The sequence below is a fragment of the Autumnicola lenta genome (assembly GCF_031846515.1).
Lineage (GTDB): Bacteria > Bacteroidota > Bacteroidia > Flavobacteriales > Flavobacteriaceae > Autumnicola > Autumnicola lenta.
The window spans coordinates 33,560-49,979 of the sequence record NZ_JAVRHO010000011.1 but is presented as its reverse complement, the minus strand read 5'-3'; the positions used below and the strand labels follow the sequence as shown (position 1 = coordinate 49,979).

Below are 16,420 nucleotides of genomic sequence, written 5' to 3'. Positions count from 1 at the left end.
GAGAACAGGAATGATCGCGCTCTACAATTGCAGGCTCTGTGGCTTCAATATTTAGCAAACAATACTTTTAATAAGGAGAGGAAATAATTGCTTAAAGAAAATCATCCTCATTATCACGATGACGCACATTATCTTCTGGAGTATCGTCTGTTTCACTTTTAAGAACGTGGGAATTTCTCTGATATTTGCCTTCTAAGTCGTCCATTACAGAATTTTTCCATAGTCTTATTCCAATAAAATAGGATGCTCTTCCTATTAAATGGGCACTCACGGGAGCGGTCATAAATAAAAACACCAAGATAATCATAGCTCTTGTGGTAGTGGAAAGCTCCTGAAAATAAATAGCTACAGCCAGCAACAATAAACCTACCCCCAAGGTGGCGGCTTTTGTTGTTACAGAAATACGTAAATACGTATCTGGCATTCTTACTATGCCCACTGCGGCCAAAAGGACGAACAGGGCACCAAGGGTGGCCAGTATTGCGACTATGGTTGATGTCATTTTCTATTTCTTTTTTCCAAATAATAAGACAATGCGACTGTACTTAAAAAGGCAATTAATGCAAGTATCATGGCTACATCCAGCAATGTAGATTTGGTGGTAACTATGGTATAAATGCTTATTACGCCTATCCCGGTTGTAATTAGAAGATCCAGTGCAATAATTTTATCTGCAATACTGGGACCTTTAAGGAAACGATAAAAAATAAGGATTATCGCCAACATTAAGATGGGTAAAATTATATAATATAGATAGTCTTCTAATGTCATGTCAAAATTTCAAGTATGCGCTTTTCAAAACCATTTTTTATGCTGGCTATAAACTCCTCCCGGTCTGTTACATACATGGCATGTACATACAAAACCTTACGATCATTGGAAACGTCCAGGCTCAAAGTTCCCGGAGTAAGTGATATTAAATTCGCCAGAAGTGTTATTCCTATATTAGATTTGACATCCAGCGGAATTTTAACTATTCCGGGCTTCATTTGAAAGTTAGGGGTAATTACCTCGTATGCTACCTGCAGGTTCGCTTTAATTAACTCGTACAGGAAATAAAACATAAAAATTATAATCTTAGGAACAATAGTGAAATATCTTCCAGTGCCGGATCCTTTTGTTATTACTCTTAGAATGATAAAGCTAAGAATAAATCCAAACACGTGATTGGCCACAGTAAAAGTTCCGGTTAAGGCAATCCATACAAGGCTAAGCAATAAGTTAGATACAAACCGGTTTTTCATTTTTCAAGCATTTGAGAACCATTATTAAGGACAGCATCTATATATTGATCGTTATTTATCAATTCTTCTGCAATTCTTGAAGAAAGCAACTGTATGTGTTCTGCTCCAAAACCAATATACAGAGAAACCAGGCTAAGGAACACGATTGGACCTATAAACTGAATTTTCCTTATTTTACTTATATCGCTAAAGTATTCGAAGCTGGCATGTCGCGGCCGATCTTCGGGTGTTTTCCAAAAAACCTCTGCCCAAAGTTTCGCGATAATTACCAAAGTAATAAAACTTGCAAAAATTATAGCTCCAATAGTCCAATAGCTTCCAGTGGTAAAGCCGGCATTAATAAGGGAAATTTTAGGCCAGAATCCCGATAGTGGTGGTATACCTACAAGTGAAAACAGCGGAATGAAGATGAGCAAACTCAATTTTGGATATTTCCCATAAAATCCTCCCAAAACCCGCATACTATTAGATCCTTTAATTTTATAGATCAGGCCGCTTAGCATAAATAAATTGGTCTTTACCACGATGTCATGGATAAGATAAAAAATTGTTCCGGCTATAGCTACTTCAGTAAACATCCCAAGCCCTACAATCATATATCCAATATGGCAAATTATAAGATAAGAAAAAACTTTCCGGACGTTATTCTGTACAAGCGCTCCAACACCTCCGCTAAAAAGCGTAAGAATAGCTATTCCCATAAGGATCTGATCAAGAAATGCATCTCCTACAAAAATGAGTGTAAAAACACGGATTAATGCATATACACCTACTTTTGTAAGTAATCCGCCAAAAATAGCTGAAACTGCAGAAGGAGGAGTATGGTATGACGCCGGTAACCAGAAATACAATGGAAAAACCGCCGCTTTTATTCCGAAGCCTATGAGAAACAAGATTGCAGTAACTTCTACCAGACCGCGATTTTCTATTGCAGCAACCTTACCTGCAAGATCTGCCATATTAAGGCTTCCGGTTAAACCGTATAGCACAGCAATGGCAGTAAGGAAAATCATCGAAGCAATAATGTTCATGGTAAAATACTTCACAGCGCCTTCCAGCTGTGCCTTCTCTCCCCCGATAGTTATTAGCACAAATGAGCTGATAATTATAATTTCAAACCATACATACAGGTTAAATATATCTCCGGTTAAGAATGCGCCATTTAATCCCAATAATAAAAAGTGGAAAATGGGGAAATACCCAAAGCGTAACCTGTCCGGTATAATGGAGCCCGAAGAAAAGATGGAGACTGCTAATCCTGAAATAGCGGTTAAAAGTACGAGTGTAGCCGAAAACATATCGGCGACAAAGGTGATTCCGAACGGAGCTTCCCAGTTTCCCGCCTGTACAGTGGTAGTTCCATGTTCCCAAATTGCAGTAAACAACCAAATGGAAATTCCCAGATTTACTGTACTCCCCAAAATACTAATGATTCGCTGAGAATTAATCCTGTTCCAAAAGAACATCAGCAAAATCGCAAGCAGAATTTGTAGAAATAAAGGATATATAATTAATTGTTGTGTCATGAATCTTCGTCGGTTGCGTTCATTTCATCTAAATCATCGGTTTTAACCACTTTGTGCGCCCTCCTTACCAGGATGATGGCAAAGGATTGAAGACCAAAGCTTATAACAATCGCGGTTAATATTAATGCCTGGGGCACAGGATCTGCATAGGCTTCCAAAAATACCTCGGACTCGCCAGGAATTATTGGTGGTGCTCCTTTGGTAATTCTCCCCAAAAGAAAAATAAGCAGGTTAGCCCCATTTCCAAAAAGTATTATTCCAATGATAAGTTTTACCAGGCTACGGCGCAGGATCATGTAAATTCCTGAAGCGTAAAGTACCCCTATCATTATTGCTAAAAGTATTTCCATTTATGCAGATTCTGATATTGTAAAAATTATTGTAAGTGTAACACCCACAACTACCAGGTAGACCCCTATATCAAAGAATAAAGCAGAACCAATAGACCCCAGAACAGGAACATGTCCTTCCATCCAGAGACCGGTCATAAACGGCATATCTGCAAAAAGAACCGGCGACATTCCACTTAAAAATGATAATCCAAGACCAACCGGCATAAGGAAACCCGGATGAATTCTTAGAAGGTCTTTAGTGTTTTTTAATCCGTTGGCAAAAGAGTGAAGTACGAAAGCGATTGCAGCTATTAGACCACCCACAAAACCACCTCCCGGAAGATAATGCCCTCTCAATAGTATAAAAATAGAAAACAGCAGTAATATCGGTAAAAGATAATTTGATGCTGTTCTTAATATTACAGTTTTCATTCTTTAAATTTTGAAATAGCTATTCTATGTAATTTACTTAATACGATCTGAGCTTTTTAAACGCAATTTCAATAAACCAAATACCCCAATCGCAGCAATAGCCAGTACCGAAATTTCTACCATAGTATCAGATCCCCTAAAATCCACCAGAATCACATTTACCACGTTTTTCCCATGTGCCATAATGTAGGCATTCTTTGCATAGAAGTCTCCAATCTCATTATTAACAGGTTCAGACAATACTTCCAGAGCTAAAATTGCTACTATAGCACCAAACGCAAGAGATAGCAAGCCATCTTTAAGTCTAGTTTTATAATCTGCCAACTCCAGGTATCTCGGCAACTTGTAGAGCACCAATACAAACAGGATGACCGTTAAAGTATCAATAGAAAATTGGGTCATGGCGAGATCTGGCGCACTGTAAAAAACAAATATAAGGCAGATCGCCAATCCTACCACTCCCATCGCAGCTACAGCCGCTAGCCGGGATTTTGTAAAAACCGTATAGATAACACCGCAAATAAGAAGTATAGCAATGGCCATTTCATAAATGGTAATTTCTGAAAGAGACGCGTAGTCCAGCTTGAGCTCAGTATTTCCTATCATTGTGTAACCAACCAAAACTACAAGGAAAAAAATAATGGTAGAAACGTAGTTACGCAAATAACCATTTTGAAAAATTCTGGTCCAGTATCCTGAAAAAAGCACAAAGATTCCGCTAAGCTTTTCCAGAATACTTTTTGGGGAAAAAGTTTCAAATTTGCCAATAAAGGACTCAAGTTTAGCTGAAGGTTTTAGTACAAAATACATAATCGCTCCCACCACGATGGTCACCAGGCTCAGGATAAATGCTGTATTGAAGCCATGCCAGAGCGCAAGATGAACATCCCCGGCGTTAGCCCCCAAAGCAGTCACTGCCGGTTTTATGATGGAATCCTGGATAAGTGCAGGAAAAATTCCGAAAGCCATTCCCAAAACAGACAGAAATACCGGTGGTACCCACATTAAGGGGCTTGGCATATGCAGGCTGGAAAATCGTTCCGGAAGTTTTCCCGTAAAGGGTTTAAGCCCTGCAACAAAACCTGCATAAAAGAGTAAAATTTTAGTTAATACAATAGCACCAATTAAGATGTAATTAAACGTTATAGAATGAAGAGTACCTTCATATGTAAGTTCTTTTCCTAAAAAACCAATACTTGGCGGAATTCCCGCACTGGAGACAGCTGCCAGGAATCCGGCAATAGCTACCGGCATTAGCACCTTCCGTAGCCCAGACAGGGCAGTTACATCCCTTGTCCCAGTTTCATGATCGATTATACCTGTTACAAGAAATAAAGTAGCCTTGTATAGTGCGTGAACAATAATAAAAACCGCTGCAGCCAACAGTGTATCTCGGGTTCCCATACCTACAAGAAATACAAGTATTCCTAATGCTGAAATGGTGGAGTAAGCCAGTATACCTTTTAAATCTGTTCTAAAAAGTGTATGTATAGCAGAATATACCATGGTTACAGCTCCCACTATAATAAGCGTGGTATTCCAAATTTCCTGATCTCCCAAAACCGGAGTAAATCTCATTAAAAGGTAAATTCCCGCCTTTACCATAGTCGCAGAATGCAGGTAGGTAGATACTGGCGTGGGAGCCTTCATCGCTCCCGGAAGCCAAAAATGAAAAGGAAACTGTGCCGATTTTGTAAAAGCTGCAACAAAAATAAAAATTACGGCAAGAGCATAATATTCATGTCCCGATATAGCCTCCTTCATGGACAGCATTTCAGAAATGGAATATGTTCCTGAAATATTCCCCAAGACAAGACCGGCCAGCAGCAGGAACAAACCACCAATTCCAGTAATTCCCAATGCTGTTAATGCTGATTTTCGTGATGCCGGATTGGTGTTATTAAAACCAATCAGGAAAAAGGAACTTATACTAGTTAGCTCCCAAAAAGTAAATAATGAAATAACATTGTCTGAAAGCACCAGCCCCAGCATGGCGCCCATGAAAGCACTTAAATAGCCGTAAAATCTATCCAGATATTCGTGATTCTTAAGGTAAGCTGAAGTATAGGCAAACACGAGAAACCCAATTCCCGTAATCATTAATGAGAATAGCAATGAAAGCCCATCCAGTGTAAAACTAAAGTTTACACCAAACGATGGCACCCATTCATATGACTTTCTGACTACTTCACCGTTCGAAATTAGGGGTATAAAGCTGCAGAAATAAGCAAATAAACCGAGCGGAACCAGCGAGGCAAGAACAGAAAATTTTCCTTTAAATAATTTTCCTGAAAAAACCAGAAAAAGAGCAAATAAAAATCCTAAGAGTATTGCTGTTAGCATATTTTCAAAAAAATTCCGTGTTCAGACAAATATAGCAGTATTATTTAAGTTTTTCCATTTTCTGGAAGTACTTCATCCTCTAAAAATATGCATTATATAGATGGCAAAATATCTTCTTTTCTTTTGATTTTTTATCACTGGCTTTCTTAAAAACCGTTAAATTCAACAAATCAAATCTATTATCTAGCGGTTATCCATCGTGAAAAGCAAATATAATGTCGATTTATACTTAATTCTATGACTTTTACTACATATTAATGAAGTTGCAGCCGGTCAATTCTTCAGATGTGCAGGAGCAGCTAACTACCTAAAATAGTATTTAATAATTGCCATTTTAGACATACAACCAAATCCAATGGCAGCGTTATTATTCCAGAAGCAGAAAGTAACGGTTTTAGCTCACAAAAAGCACTAAAAATAGCAATCTCCATTTTAGGAACTTAATTTTTGAGCAAAAATTGCAGAAACGTGGAGGCTTCAATATAAAGAATTCAAAAAAGAATCAAAAATAGACGAAAAGCCACAAGATTTTTCACCTAAGCCAATTAGATCCAGGTGAGGGTATAAAATGGCAATTTTCGCACCTCAATTCGTTTAAGAATTGAAAAACAAAACCCTGTTGTACACTACAACAGGGTTTTTACTATTAAGCTTATTAAACCTTAATCGGCTAAAATAATTGCTTTATTATCTTTTAATTCCAAAACACCTCCATCTATTTCATAGAAAAGTTCTTTTGCGTCTGAAGATGACTTTCGAATAGTCTTATGCAACTTTTCCGGTGAAGTACCGGCGACAAGATTTATTTTCACTTCTCCTTTTGTAAGAGTTGAAACGATAGGCGCGTGATTGTTCAGCATTTGAAATTCACCGTCGTGACCAGGGACTTTTACCGCTTCCACTTCAGCACTAAAAACAACTGCTTCAGGAGTAACTATTTCTAAATACATAATTGCTATTATTAAAAATGGGAGTAAAGATCTGACCCCTCTGCCCTGCGGGCATCTCCCCTTAAAAAAGGGGAGAATCTTATTAACTTATTTTAGCTTCGGTACAACCTATTATGCTTCAGCAAGCATTTTCTCTCCTGCTTCGATAGCCTCTTCAATAGTACCTTTAAGGTTAAAAGCTGCCTCAGGAAGATGATCCAGCTCACCATCCATAATCATATTAAAACCTTTAATAGTTTCTTTAATATCCACTAGCACTCCTTTTAATCCTGTAAACTGTTCTGCTACATGGAAAGGCTGTGAAAGGAAACGCTGCACCCTTCTTGCACGTGATACTGCCTGCTTATCTTCTTCAGAAAGTTCTTCCATCCCAAGAATAGCAATAATATCCTGCAACTCTTTGTAACGCTGTAAAAGCTCTTTTACCCTTTGTGCACAGTTGTAGTGATCGGCTCCCAAAATATCGGGAGTAAGAATTCTTGATGTAGAATCCAAAGGATCTACCGCAGGATAAATACCAAGTTCAGCAATTTTTCTCGAAAGTACCGTAGTTGCATCCAGGTGGGCAAAGGTCGTTGCCGGCGCCGGGTCAGTAAGGTCATCCGCAGGTACGTAAACCGCCTGTACAGATGTAATAGATCCGTTTTTAGTTGAAGTAATACGTTCCTGCATCGCACCCATCTCTGTTGCCAAAGTTGGCTGATAACCTACCGCAGAAGGCATACGTCCAAGAAGTGCAGACACCTCTGATCCCGCCTGTGTAAAACGGAAAATGTTATCTACGAAGAATAAAACATCTTTACCCTGTCCTTCCCCTGCTCCATCACGAAAATATTCTGCTATTGTTAATCCGGAAAGTGCTACTCGCGCACGTGCTCCCGGTGGCTCATTCATTTGTCCAAATACGAAAGTTGCTTTAGAATCCTTCATCGCGGCTTTATCCACCTTTTGAAGATCCCATCCTCCTTCTTCCATAGAGTGCATAAAATCTTCTCCGTATTTGATAATACCAGATTCAAGCATCTCCCGTAAAAGGTCGTTTCCTTCTCTCGTTCTTTCCCCAACTCCTGCGAATACAGAAAGTCCGCCGTGACCTTTTGCAATGTTATTAATAAGTTCCTGAATAAGTACTGTTTTACCTACACCGGCACCTCCAAAGAGACCAATCTTACCACCTTTTGAATAAGGTTCAATTAGGTCTATCACTTTTATACCTGTAAATAAAACTTCAGTCGAAACAGATAAATCTTCAAATTTTGGTGCTTCACGGTGAATTGGAAGTCCGTCTTTTCCTGCTTTTGGCAAGTTTCCAAGACCATCTATGGCATCTCCAATTACATTGAATAAACGGCCATAAACATCCTTACCAACCGGCATTTGAATTGCTGATCCTGTGGCAACTACTTCCACTCCTCTACTCAATCCATCGGTAGAATCCATTGAAACAGTCCTTACAGTATCTTCCCCAATGTGAGATTGAACTTCCAGTACCAGAATGGAACCGTCTTTTCTTGTAATTTCCAAAGAATCATAAATCCTTGGCAGTTCAGCGTTTTCTGAGTCGAACGCAACATCAACTACAGGACCAATAATTTGAGCAACTTTACCTGTGACTTTAGACATTATCTAATTCTTTATTGTTTTAATATTTTAAAATATGAAAAAACCTACAGGCCTGATTAATAATTCCCTAAACCTGAAAGAGGTAAATTTCAGGGTGCAAAGATAGTTTTTTCTTTATAAATTCATATAACGCGCTAAAGAAGTTTTTAACTCATTTGTATACCTGGATACGCGAAAAGAAAAAAAGAGTTACTTCAACAAAAAAATCCATTTCTGAAGACTTCAGAAACGGATTTTCAATGATTTAAGATTTATTTTTACTCTACAGTAACAGATTTAGCCAGATTCCTTGGTTGATCTACATTCTTTCCAAGCATTACTGCTATGTGGTAAGATAGCAATTGCAAGGGAATTGTAGTAAGAAGCGGCGTAAGCGACTCCATAGTCTCCGGTACTTCTATTACGTGATCTGCAAGTTCACGAACTTCGGTATCGCCATCTGTAACCACAGCTATAATTTTTCCTTTTCGGGATTTGATCTCCTGGATATTACTTACTACTTTCTCGTAATGTCCTCTTTTAGTAGCAATTACCACAACCGGCATTTGCTCATCAATAAGAGCAATAGGACCGTGCTTCATCTCTGCCGCAGGATACCCTTCAGCATGAATATAAGATATCTCTTTAAGCTTTAAAGCTCCTTCCAACGCTACGGGAAAATTAAACCCTCTTCCCAGGTAAAGACAGTTAGTTGCATTTTTATAGATATCTGCAATTCCACGAATGTGCTCGTCAGAATTAAGCGCTTCTTTTACTTTCTCCGGAATTCTTTCCAGCTCCTGCAAATGAAAACGAAAATCTGAATTGGAGATTGTCCCTTTGTGTTTTGCAAGCTTTAAGGCCATTAAAGTTAAAACGGTAATTTGTGTGGTGAAAGCTTTTGTTGAAGCCACACCAATTTCGGGACCGGCATGGGTATAAGCACCTGCGTGAGTTTCGCGAGAAATAGAAGATCCAACGACATTACAAACTCCAAAAACAAAAGCTCCTTTTTCTTTAGCCAATTTTATTGCCGCCATAGTATCTGCAGTTTCCCCACTCTGGGAAATAGCAATAACCACGTCATTTTCGGAAATAATTGGATTTCTGTACCTGAATTCTGATGCATATTCCACCTCTACAGGTATCCTCGCCAGGTCTTCAAATATATATTCTGCAACAAGGCCTGCATGCCAGGACGTTCCGCAGGCTACAATAAGAATTCTTCGTGCATGTGCTATACGTTCAATATTATCATCTACACCCGCCATTCGGATTAAACCCTGATCTGGCAACATCCTGCCACGATAAGTATCGCTTATGGCACTTGGCTGCTCATATATCTCCTTCAGCATAAAATGGTCGTAACCTCCTTTTTCTATTTGCTCCAGGTTCATCTGAAGTTCATGAACATAGGGATCTACAAGCGCATCATCTTTAATATTTCTAATTTTCACCCCTTTATGAAGACGAACAACAGCCATTTCACCGTCTTCCAGGTAGATTGCGTTATTAGTAAATTCTATAAAAGGAGAAGCATCAGACGCTACAAAAAATTCGTCTTCACCAACACCTATCGCAAGGGGACTACCCAGTCTTGCTACAACTATTTCATCTGGTTTATTTCTATCAAAAACCGCAATTGCATAGGCACCAATGGTCTGATTCAGCGCAATCTGCACTGCTTTCCCCAGCTTCACACCTTCTTTTTGCTTTACATCTTCGATAAGATTAACAAGAACCTCGGTATCTGTTTCACTCTGAAAGGTATAGCCACGTGTTTTAAGCTCTTTTTTTAGTGAATCGTAATTTTCTATAATTCCGTTATGGATAATTACAAGATCTCCGGAATTTGAATAATGTGGATGGGAATTTACATCATTTGGCTCACCATGAGTAGCCCAGCGTGTATGACCAATACCAACATTTCCAGATAATTCCAGAGAATTCTCCATCTTCTCTTTAAGGTCTGAAACTTTTCCCTTTGTTTTACAAAGTTTAAGTTCCCCTTCATCAAACAGAGCAATTCCTGCACTATCATACCCGCGGTATTCCAATCTCTGAAGTCCTTTTAAAACTATGGGATAAGCATCCCGGTGGCCAATATAACCAACAATTCCACACATAATTTCTTAATCGTTTGTTTCAGTATAATAAATTCTTAATTTCAGTCTCTTTTCTTCATCTTCAGACCTATTTCCGTGTAGGACCGTTCCAAGCGGAGTCAAAACTGAAGCCAATGGCACTTTATTTATATTTGGGTTATCGTTTTCAAAACCTTTCACCGCAGCGTTTGCTGTAATATTTATATTTGGTGTAACTACCAGTCCCAGGCGTACATTGGTAGAATCCTTATTAAGGAGATTATTTACATGCTGGGTTATACGCAGTGTATATCTTACTCCGTTACCTTCTTCATCTTTTTGCAGACGTGAAGAATGAGTTGTTAAAGAATTTAAAGGATCACGCTGATCTGTTCCTGTATCATAAGTATAATCCAAAAGAGTCCTGTTATTATCCAGATCGTACAAATAAATCCGCTCCGGCTCATTTACGCCTTCAGCCAAATCCTGATTGACATAAAAACTGAGATTTGCCTCATTAACCAGCCAATTGTTTTGTTTTAATTCTTCAAGTTCAGCAGCATTAGAAAAGAGTTCGATAATTGCCATACTACCTTCCCCTCCTTTTAAATAAAGGTTCCCGGCTCCAGTTTCTGACCCTGAGTTCTGTATATCCTGAATAACTTCATCTGGATATTCTCCCTCAAAAGTATTTACAACATTACTTCCAAAATTCAGCTTAAAGCTTCGCCTTGCTCTTGTCGATTCCCCCTCCTCATCAGTAGTGTCGTATTTATAGTAAAGGGTGATCCCAGCACCACTTTGAGGTGCAAGATTAAGCAACACAATACTACCGTCGTTATTGACAGCTTCAGCTTTTATAAAAAGACCACGAAGATAATTTCTGAAATTATCGTTATTCGCAAGTTCAGAATCCCCCTCTTTATCAAGTATTTTTTGCTGAAAAAATTCAACCGGCAGTTTCACCCTCAAAGCAGGGGAAGAAACCACTGTATCAGACACTCCAGTAGCAGCAGGCTCATAAGAAACTATTTTTTGGGCTGAAGGACGATAATTGTCATTTTTGTACAATGTATCTCCCTCTATATACTGCTCAAATAACTCCTGCTGATCTGAATAATATTTCTGTCTTTGTTCAAAATTACTTGCAGGATCCAGATCATTCAGGTAATATCCAGATTCAAAAACAGAAATTTTGAAAGGAGAATTTCCATAAATAGAATCCAGCTCATATTCTCCGTCACTACCTTCACTACCTTCTACAATATTACTGAAAAATGGCATTTTAAGCACCACACTGTCCAATACCGGCTCACCGCCAAAAGTCGGATTTCCACCAGAAAGGGAGACCTGAGTTAAAATACTTGCTTCAGTCAAACCATATACAGGATGGTTATATGCACCTAAAAGATGTGTTGGTAAATTATTGGTTTGAACAGATTCTATCTTTTCCGACCAGGCGGTAACGTCTATTTCGCGCAGATCAACATCTGTTGGATTCCCGATTACTTCACCCCCGATTTCACTATAGTCCTCATCGCAGGCTACAAAAGAAAAAATAACAACAAAGGCTGTTGCTATTTTTAAAGTCACTCTATCAAAATTCATTCGCTGATTTTTACTGTTTCAGAACCTTTGTAGCATAAAAGTCCTGGTAAGCTTGTGTAAATTCCTCTCTGTTTTTATAAGGAAGAACAGGCTTGTTTAATCTGTTTACATAAGTTTTAAGCTCATCTGGCACATTATCTCCACTTAAGATGATAGCATCAGAATTATCCACAGCAGTTTTAATGAGGTTTACGTAATTGGGTTCCCCCAAATGCTTTACATCCTCATCTTCCATTCCATCAAAGAGAACTTTCTCCTGCATCTCTGTATTTAACGTCTCATCGAAACTTTGATTGTATACTGAAGTAACTATTCTTGCATTACTAAAAAGTGGCTCATTGCCATAATAATTCCGCAAATACAAAGGAAGAAGCGAGGCCAACCATCCATGGACATGGATAATATCCGGAGACCAGTTTAATTTTTTTACCGTTTCAATCACACCTTTTGCAAAAAAGATAGCCCGCTCATCATTATCATCAAATAAATTTCCTTCTTCGTCAGTTAGGGTTGCTTTTCTTTTAAAGTAGTCCTCGTTATCTATAAAATAGACCTGCATCCTCTCTTTGGGAATGGATGCTACTTTAATGATCAATGGCATATCCAGGTCATTTATAACCAGGTTGATTCCTGAAAGTCGTATTACTTCATGTAACTGATGACGCCTTTCATTGATATTCCCAAACCTGGGCATGAAAATCCTAATTTGGCCACCCTGGTTATTTACCATTTTAGCGGCTTCAAAAGAGGTAGATGAAATGTCTGTTTCAGGCAGGTAGGGTATAACTTCAGAGGAGACGTATAATACTCTCTTATCTTTCATAAAATCTTTGCTTTAATTGCGATTGCGAATAAAAAACACGCAAAATTACAAAAATTTATGCAGATTGCTAGTAATATATTAAGTTTGCACGCTGTTAATTTTTAATAAAGTGCAGATATTTAAAGAAAAACAACCGCTAATCGACACGCTTCTGAGCTATAAATCCGCAGGGGAAATTGTTGGTCTGGTTCCTACAATGGGAGCCCTCCATGACGGGCACCTATCACTTGTACAACAGGCTTTGCAGGAGTGCGACAGAGTAGTGGTAAGCATCTTTGTTAATCCTACCCAATTTGACAACCCAAAAGACCTGGAAATGTACCCCAGGACATTGGATCAGGATATCGAATTGTTAAAGCAAGCACAGGATGATATCATTGTTTTTGCTCCTAATGCCAATGAACTATATGGCAAAAAAGTGGCTTCTGAACATTTTGATTTTCAGGGACTGGAGAAGGTTATGGAAGGCAAATACAGAAACGCCCATTTTGACGGAGTGGGCACCGTAATTAAGCTGTTTTTTACAATTATTAAACCCGATAAAGCTTTCTTTGGCGAGAAAGATTTTCAGCAACTTCAGATTATAAGAAAATTAACCGAGATACTCGAACTACCTGTAGAGATTGTAGGGTGTCCTATTTTAAGGGAAGAATCGGGACTTGCAAGAAGTTCCAGAAACGAACGACTAAGCAGTTTACACCGGGAAAAAGCGGCTTTTATTTATGAAACGCTGATAAAGTCAAAACAGCTCTTTGGCACAAAAAGTGCAGATTATGTGACGGAGTGGGTAAAAAATGAATTTCAGAATTATCCTTTTCTAAAGCTTGAATATTTTGAAATTGCAGATATACAGAACTTAAAAAGAGTTAACCGGAAACGGGAAGGAGCACAATACAGAGCTTTTATTGCAGCGTATGCTGATGATATTCGGTTAATAGACAACATGCCTTTAAATAATTAATCTTTTGAAAATGCAGGTACACGTAGTAAAATCAAAAATTCACCGGGTTAAAGTTACCGGAGCCGATCTAAACTATATTGGAAGCATTACTATAGATGAAGATCTTATGGAAGCCGCGAATATAATTGAAGGCGAAAAAGTACAAATCGTTAACAATAATAATGGCGAAAGATTAGAGACTTATGTTATTCCGGGTCCACGAAATTCCGGAGAAATAACTCTTAATGGCGCTGCGGCAAGAAAAGTAGCAAAAGGCGATATTCTTATCCTTATTGCTTATGCAATAATGGATTTTGAAGAAGCCAAAAACTTTAAACCTTCTCTTGTATTTCCAAATGAAGACACCAATCTATTATCCTGATTTTTGAAAAAAAAGACTATCAAATTATTAAAAATTACAATCCCCCTGGCGCTGGGGATTTTTTTAATTTGGTATTCTCTTCAAACTGCAACTCCTCTGGAGCGCGAGGAATTGCTGGATAATGTTTTAACTGCAAACCCTTTCTGGATTTTTCTTTCCATTGCATTGGGAGCTTTGTCCCACCTTTCCAGAGCATATAGATGGAAATATCTTCTTGAACCCTTAGGCTATTCTCCCCGTCTCGCGAACAGTTTCATGGCTGTTATGGTAGGTTACCTCGCCAATTTTGGTATACCGCGATCGGGTGAGGTTTTACGTGCAGTCACTCTTTCTTCTTATGAAAAAATACCTTTCGAAAAAGGTTTTGGAACCATTATTTCTGAAAGAATAGCAGACTTGATCATCCTCTTACTAATCGTAGCTGTTACTGTTGCACTACAAACAGATAACCTTCTCACCTATTTTGAAGCCAATAATATAAATCCGCTGGTAAGCATCGGGATTTTTATTACTTTGATTTTCATAGGCGTTCTCGTTTTACAGTTTATCAAAAGATCTCAGTGGTCTATTGCTATAAAAGTGAAAAAGTTAGCAAAAGGTCTTCTCGAAGGAATGATAAGCATCCTGAAGATGAAGAAAAAATGGGAGTTTCTCTTCCATACTATCTTTATCTGGACTATGTATGTGCTAATGTTTTACGTGATCGTTTTTACCGTACCGGAAACTGCCAGCGCAAGTATAGGAGCAATAATGGCTGCTTTTGTAGTAGGTTCTTTTGCCATTTCTGCGACTAATGGGGGAATAGGAGTTTACCCTGTTGCAATTGGTGCTATTCTTATGCTTTACGGAATAAGCAAACAAAGTGGTGAAGCTTTTGGCTGGATCCTATGGGGCTCTCAGACCTTAATGGTACTTGTCTTTGGCGGCCTGTCTTTCATTCTGTTACCGGTTATAAACCGAAAGAAATAATACTTATCTTGCCAGTGTAATCTATCTACAACCTATGATGAAAAAACTACTTATGCTAGTGGTACTGATATGCCCCATGATCAGTTCCGCACAAATTATTTATGAAACGGTTTCCTCTGCAAAATTGAAGGAAACGCGTGAAATCAAAATTCAGCTACCCCGTAATTATGATGAGAACAAGGAGAAACATTATCCGGTAGTTCTGGTTCTGGATGGTGATTACCTTTTTGAACCTGTAGCTGGAATTGTGGATTATTATTCATACTGGGAAGATATTCCTGAAATGATTGTGGTGGGCATTAATCAGTCCAGATCACGAAGTAAGGACGTGAATTACGACAACCAGCGTTTTCTACCCTCAGATCAAGGGGCTGAATTTTTCGAATTCCTGGGAATGGAGCTTTTAAACAGTGTTGATCAAAAATACAGGACAGCACCTTTTCAAATTATTGTCGGCCACGATCTCACTGCAAATTTCCTGAACTATTACTTACTTAAACCTGAGCAGATTTTTGAGGGATATGTGAATCTTAGCCCTGATCTTGCCCCTGAAATGGCAAATAGAATAACGAGTGCACTATCCAGAAGCGAAAAGAAAAAATGGTATTACTTAGCAACAGGAAGTGACGACATCAGCCAGTTAAAAGAAAATATTTTGGCTCTGGACAATCAATTAAAAGGTCTTGATAACGACCTGGTTTCCTACACCTTTAATAACTTTGATAATGCCAGTCATTACTCTCTTGTAGGAAGAGCTCTTCCTGTTGCAATAGAAAGTATGTTTGAAGTTTACAGTCCTATTTCCCCAAAAGAGTACAATGAAGTCTTACTACAGACTTCTATATCCCCAACCGAATATCTTATTGAAAAGTATGAATCGATCGACAATCTGTATGGAATTGAGAAACGAATAAGGCTAAACGATTTCCTTGCCATTCATCAGGCTATAGAGAAAACCAGGAGATGGGATGAATATGAGGAACTCAGCAAACTTGCCAACGATCATTTCCCGAAGACAATGCTTAGCACCTATTTTGAAGCACGATACCACGAAGAAACCGGTAATCCAAAGAAAGCAATGAAAGCTTATCAAAATGCTTATGGGCAGGAGAAAATCGCTTTTTTAGATGTTGATTTTATGCTGGAAAAAGCTAATGCAATTAAAAGAGATTTCGGTTATTAGAA

Annotated in this window: 16 protein-coding genes; 4 read left to right on the top strand and 12 right to left on the bottom strand. The window is 38.5% G+C overall.

The window, feature by feature from the left end; translation table 11 throughout:
- Nucleotides 1-91 precede the first annotated feature (91 nt).
- The 12 genes from mnhG to RM545_RS09195 form a co-directional block, all read right to left on the bottom strand.
- Entirely contained in the window at nucleotides 92-502 is a 411-nt protein-coding gene (gene mnhG / locus RM545_RS09250; protein WP_311495041.1) for a monovalent cation/H(+) antiporter subunit G, read from the bottom strand.
- The gene (locus RM545_RS09245) at nucleotides 499-771 is read right to left on the bottom strand and encodes a monovalent cation/H+ antiporter complex subunit F (protein WP_311495040.1); all 273 of its coding nucleotides are present in this window, start codon (nucleotides 769-771) and stop codon (nucleotides 499-501) included. The genes mnhG and RM545_RS09245 overlap by 4 nt, the downstream gene beginning before the upstream one ends.
- A complete protein-coding gene (locus RM545_RS09240) occupies nucleotides 768-1,244 on the bottom strand; it encodes a Na+/H+ antiporter subunit E (protein WP_311495039.1) in 477 nt (158 codons plus the stop codon). The genes RM545_RS09245 and RM545_RS09240 overlap by 4 nt, the downstream gene beginning before the upstream one ends.
- Nucleotides 1,241-2,770, bottom strand: coding sequence for a proton-conducting transporter transmembrane domain-containing protein (locus tag RM545_RS09235; protein ID WP_311495038.1), 1,530 nt, complete (start codon nucleotides 2,768-2,770; stop codon nucleotides 1,241-1,243). The genes RM545_RS09240 and RM545_RS09235 overlap by 4 nt, the downstream gene beginning before the upstream one ends.
- Nucleotides 2,767-3,120, bottom strand: a complete 354-nt coding sequence (locus RM545_RS09230; protein WP_311495037.1) for a Na+/H+ antiporter subunit C — start codon at nucleotides 3,118-3,120, stop codon at nucleotides 2,767-2,769. The genes RM545_RS09235 and RM545_RS09230 overlap by 4 nt, the downstream gene beginning before the upstream one ends.
- A complete protein-coding gene (locus RM545_RS09225) occupies nucleotides 3,121-3,534 on the bottom strand; it encodes a Na+/H+ antiporter subunit B (RefSeq protein WP_311495036.1) in 414 nt (137 codons plus the stop codon).
- Between the two features lie 33 nt (nucleotides 3,535-3,567).
- Nucleotides 3,568-5,877 (bottom strand): putative monovalent cation/H+ antiporter subunit A, encoded by a 2,310-nt coding sequence (locus RM545_RS09220; protein WP_311495035.1) that lies wholly within the window; start codon nucleotides 5,875-5,877, stop codon nucleotides 3,568-3,570.
- Between the two features lie 662 nt (nucleotides 5,878-6,539).
- On the bottom strand, nucleotides 6,540-6,827 hold the full coding sequence (locus RM545_RS09215) for a hypothetical protein (RefSeq protein WP_311495034.1): 288 nt from the start codon (nucleotides 6,825-6,827) through the stop codon (nucleotides 6,540-6,542).
- A gap of 111 nt (nucleotides 6,828-6,938) precedes the next feature.
- On the bottom strand, nucleotides 6,939-8,450 hold the full coding sequence (gene atpD / locus RM545_RS09210) for a F0F1 ATP synthase subunit beta (protein WP_311495033.1): 1,512 nt from the start codon (nucleotides 8,448-8,450) through the stop codon (nucleotides 6,939-6,941).
- A 257-nt stretch (nucleotides 8,451-8,707) separates the two neighbouring features.
- Nucleotides 8,708-10,555 carry a glutamine--fructose-6-phosphate transaminase (isomerizing) gene (gene glmS / locus RM545_RS09205; protein WP_311495032.1) on the bottom strand — a complete coding sequence of 616 codons (1,848 nt, stop codon included), beginning with the start codon at nucleotides 10,553-10,555 and terminating at the stop codon, nucleotides 8,708-8,710.
- Between the two features lie 6 nt (nucleotides 10,556-10,561).
- Nucleotides 10,562-12,121, bottom strand: coding sequence for a BamH family beta-barrel-assembly machinery protein (gene bamH / locus RM545_RS09200; RefSeq protein WP_311495031.1), 1,560 nt, complete (start codon nucleotides 12,119-12,121; stop codon nucleotides 10,562-10,564).
- A 10-nt stretch (nucleotides 12,122-12,131) separates the two neighbouring features.
- On the bottom strand, nucleotides 12,132-12,944 hold the full coding sequence (locus RM545_RS09195) for a glycogen/starch synthase (protein WP_311495030.1): 813 nt from the start codon (nucleotides 12,942-12,944) through the stop codon (nucleotides 12,132-12,134).
- A 109-nt stretch (nucleotides 12,945-13,053) separates the two neighbouring features.
- Here RM545_RS09195 and panC point away from each other — a divergent pair, with 109 nt between their 5' ends.
- The 4 genes from panC to RM545_RS09175 are packed head-to-tail and all read left to right on the top strand — an operon-like array spanning nucleotide 13,054 to nucleotide 16,418.
- Complete coding sequence (panC, locus tag RM545_RS09190; RefSeq protein WP_311495029.1) at nucleotides 13,054-13,905, top strand: pantoate--beta-alanine ligase; 852 nt, start codon at nucleotides 13,054-13,056, stop codon at nucleotides 13,903-13,905.
- Nucleotides 13,906-13,915: 10 nt separating this feature from the next.
- On the top strand, nucleotides 13,916-14,266 hold the full coding sequence (gene panD, locus RM545_RS09185) for an aspartate 1-decarboxylase (protein ID WP_311495028.1): 351 nt from the start codon (nucleotides 13,916-13,918) through the stop codon (nucleotides 14,264-14,266).
- A 3-nt stretch (nucleotides 14,267-14,269) separates the two neighbouring features.
- Nucleotides 14,270-15,235 (top strand): lysylphosphatidylglycerol synthase transmembrane domain-containing protein, encoded by a 966-nt coding sequence (locus tag RM545_RS09180; protein ID WP_311495027.1) that lies wholly within the window; start codon nucleotides 14,270-14,272, stop codon nucleotides 15,233-15,235.
- Between the two features lie 52 nt (nucleotides 15,236-15,287).
- The gene (locus RM545_RS09175) at nucleotides 15,288-16,418 is read left to right on the top strand and encodes an alpha/beta hydrolase (protein WP_311495026.1); all 1,131 of its coding nucleotides are present in this window, start codon (nucleotides 15,288-15,290) and stop codon (nucleotides 16,416-16,418) included.
- Nucleotides 16,419-16,420 lie beyond the last annotated feature (2 nt).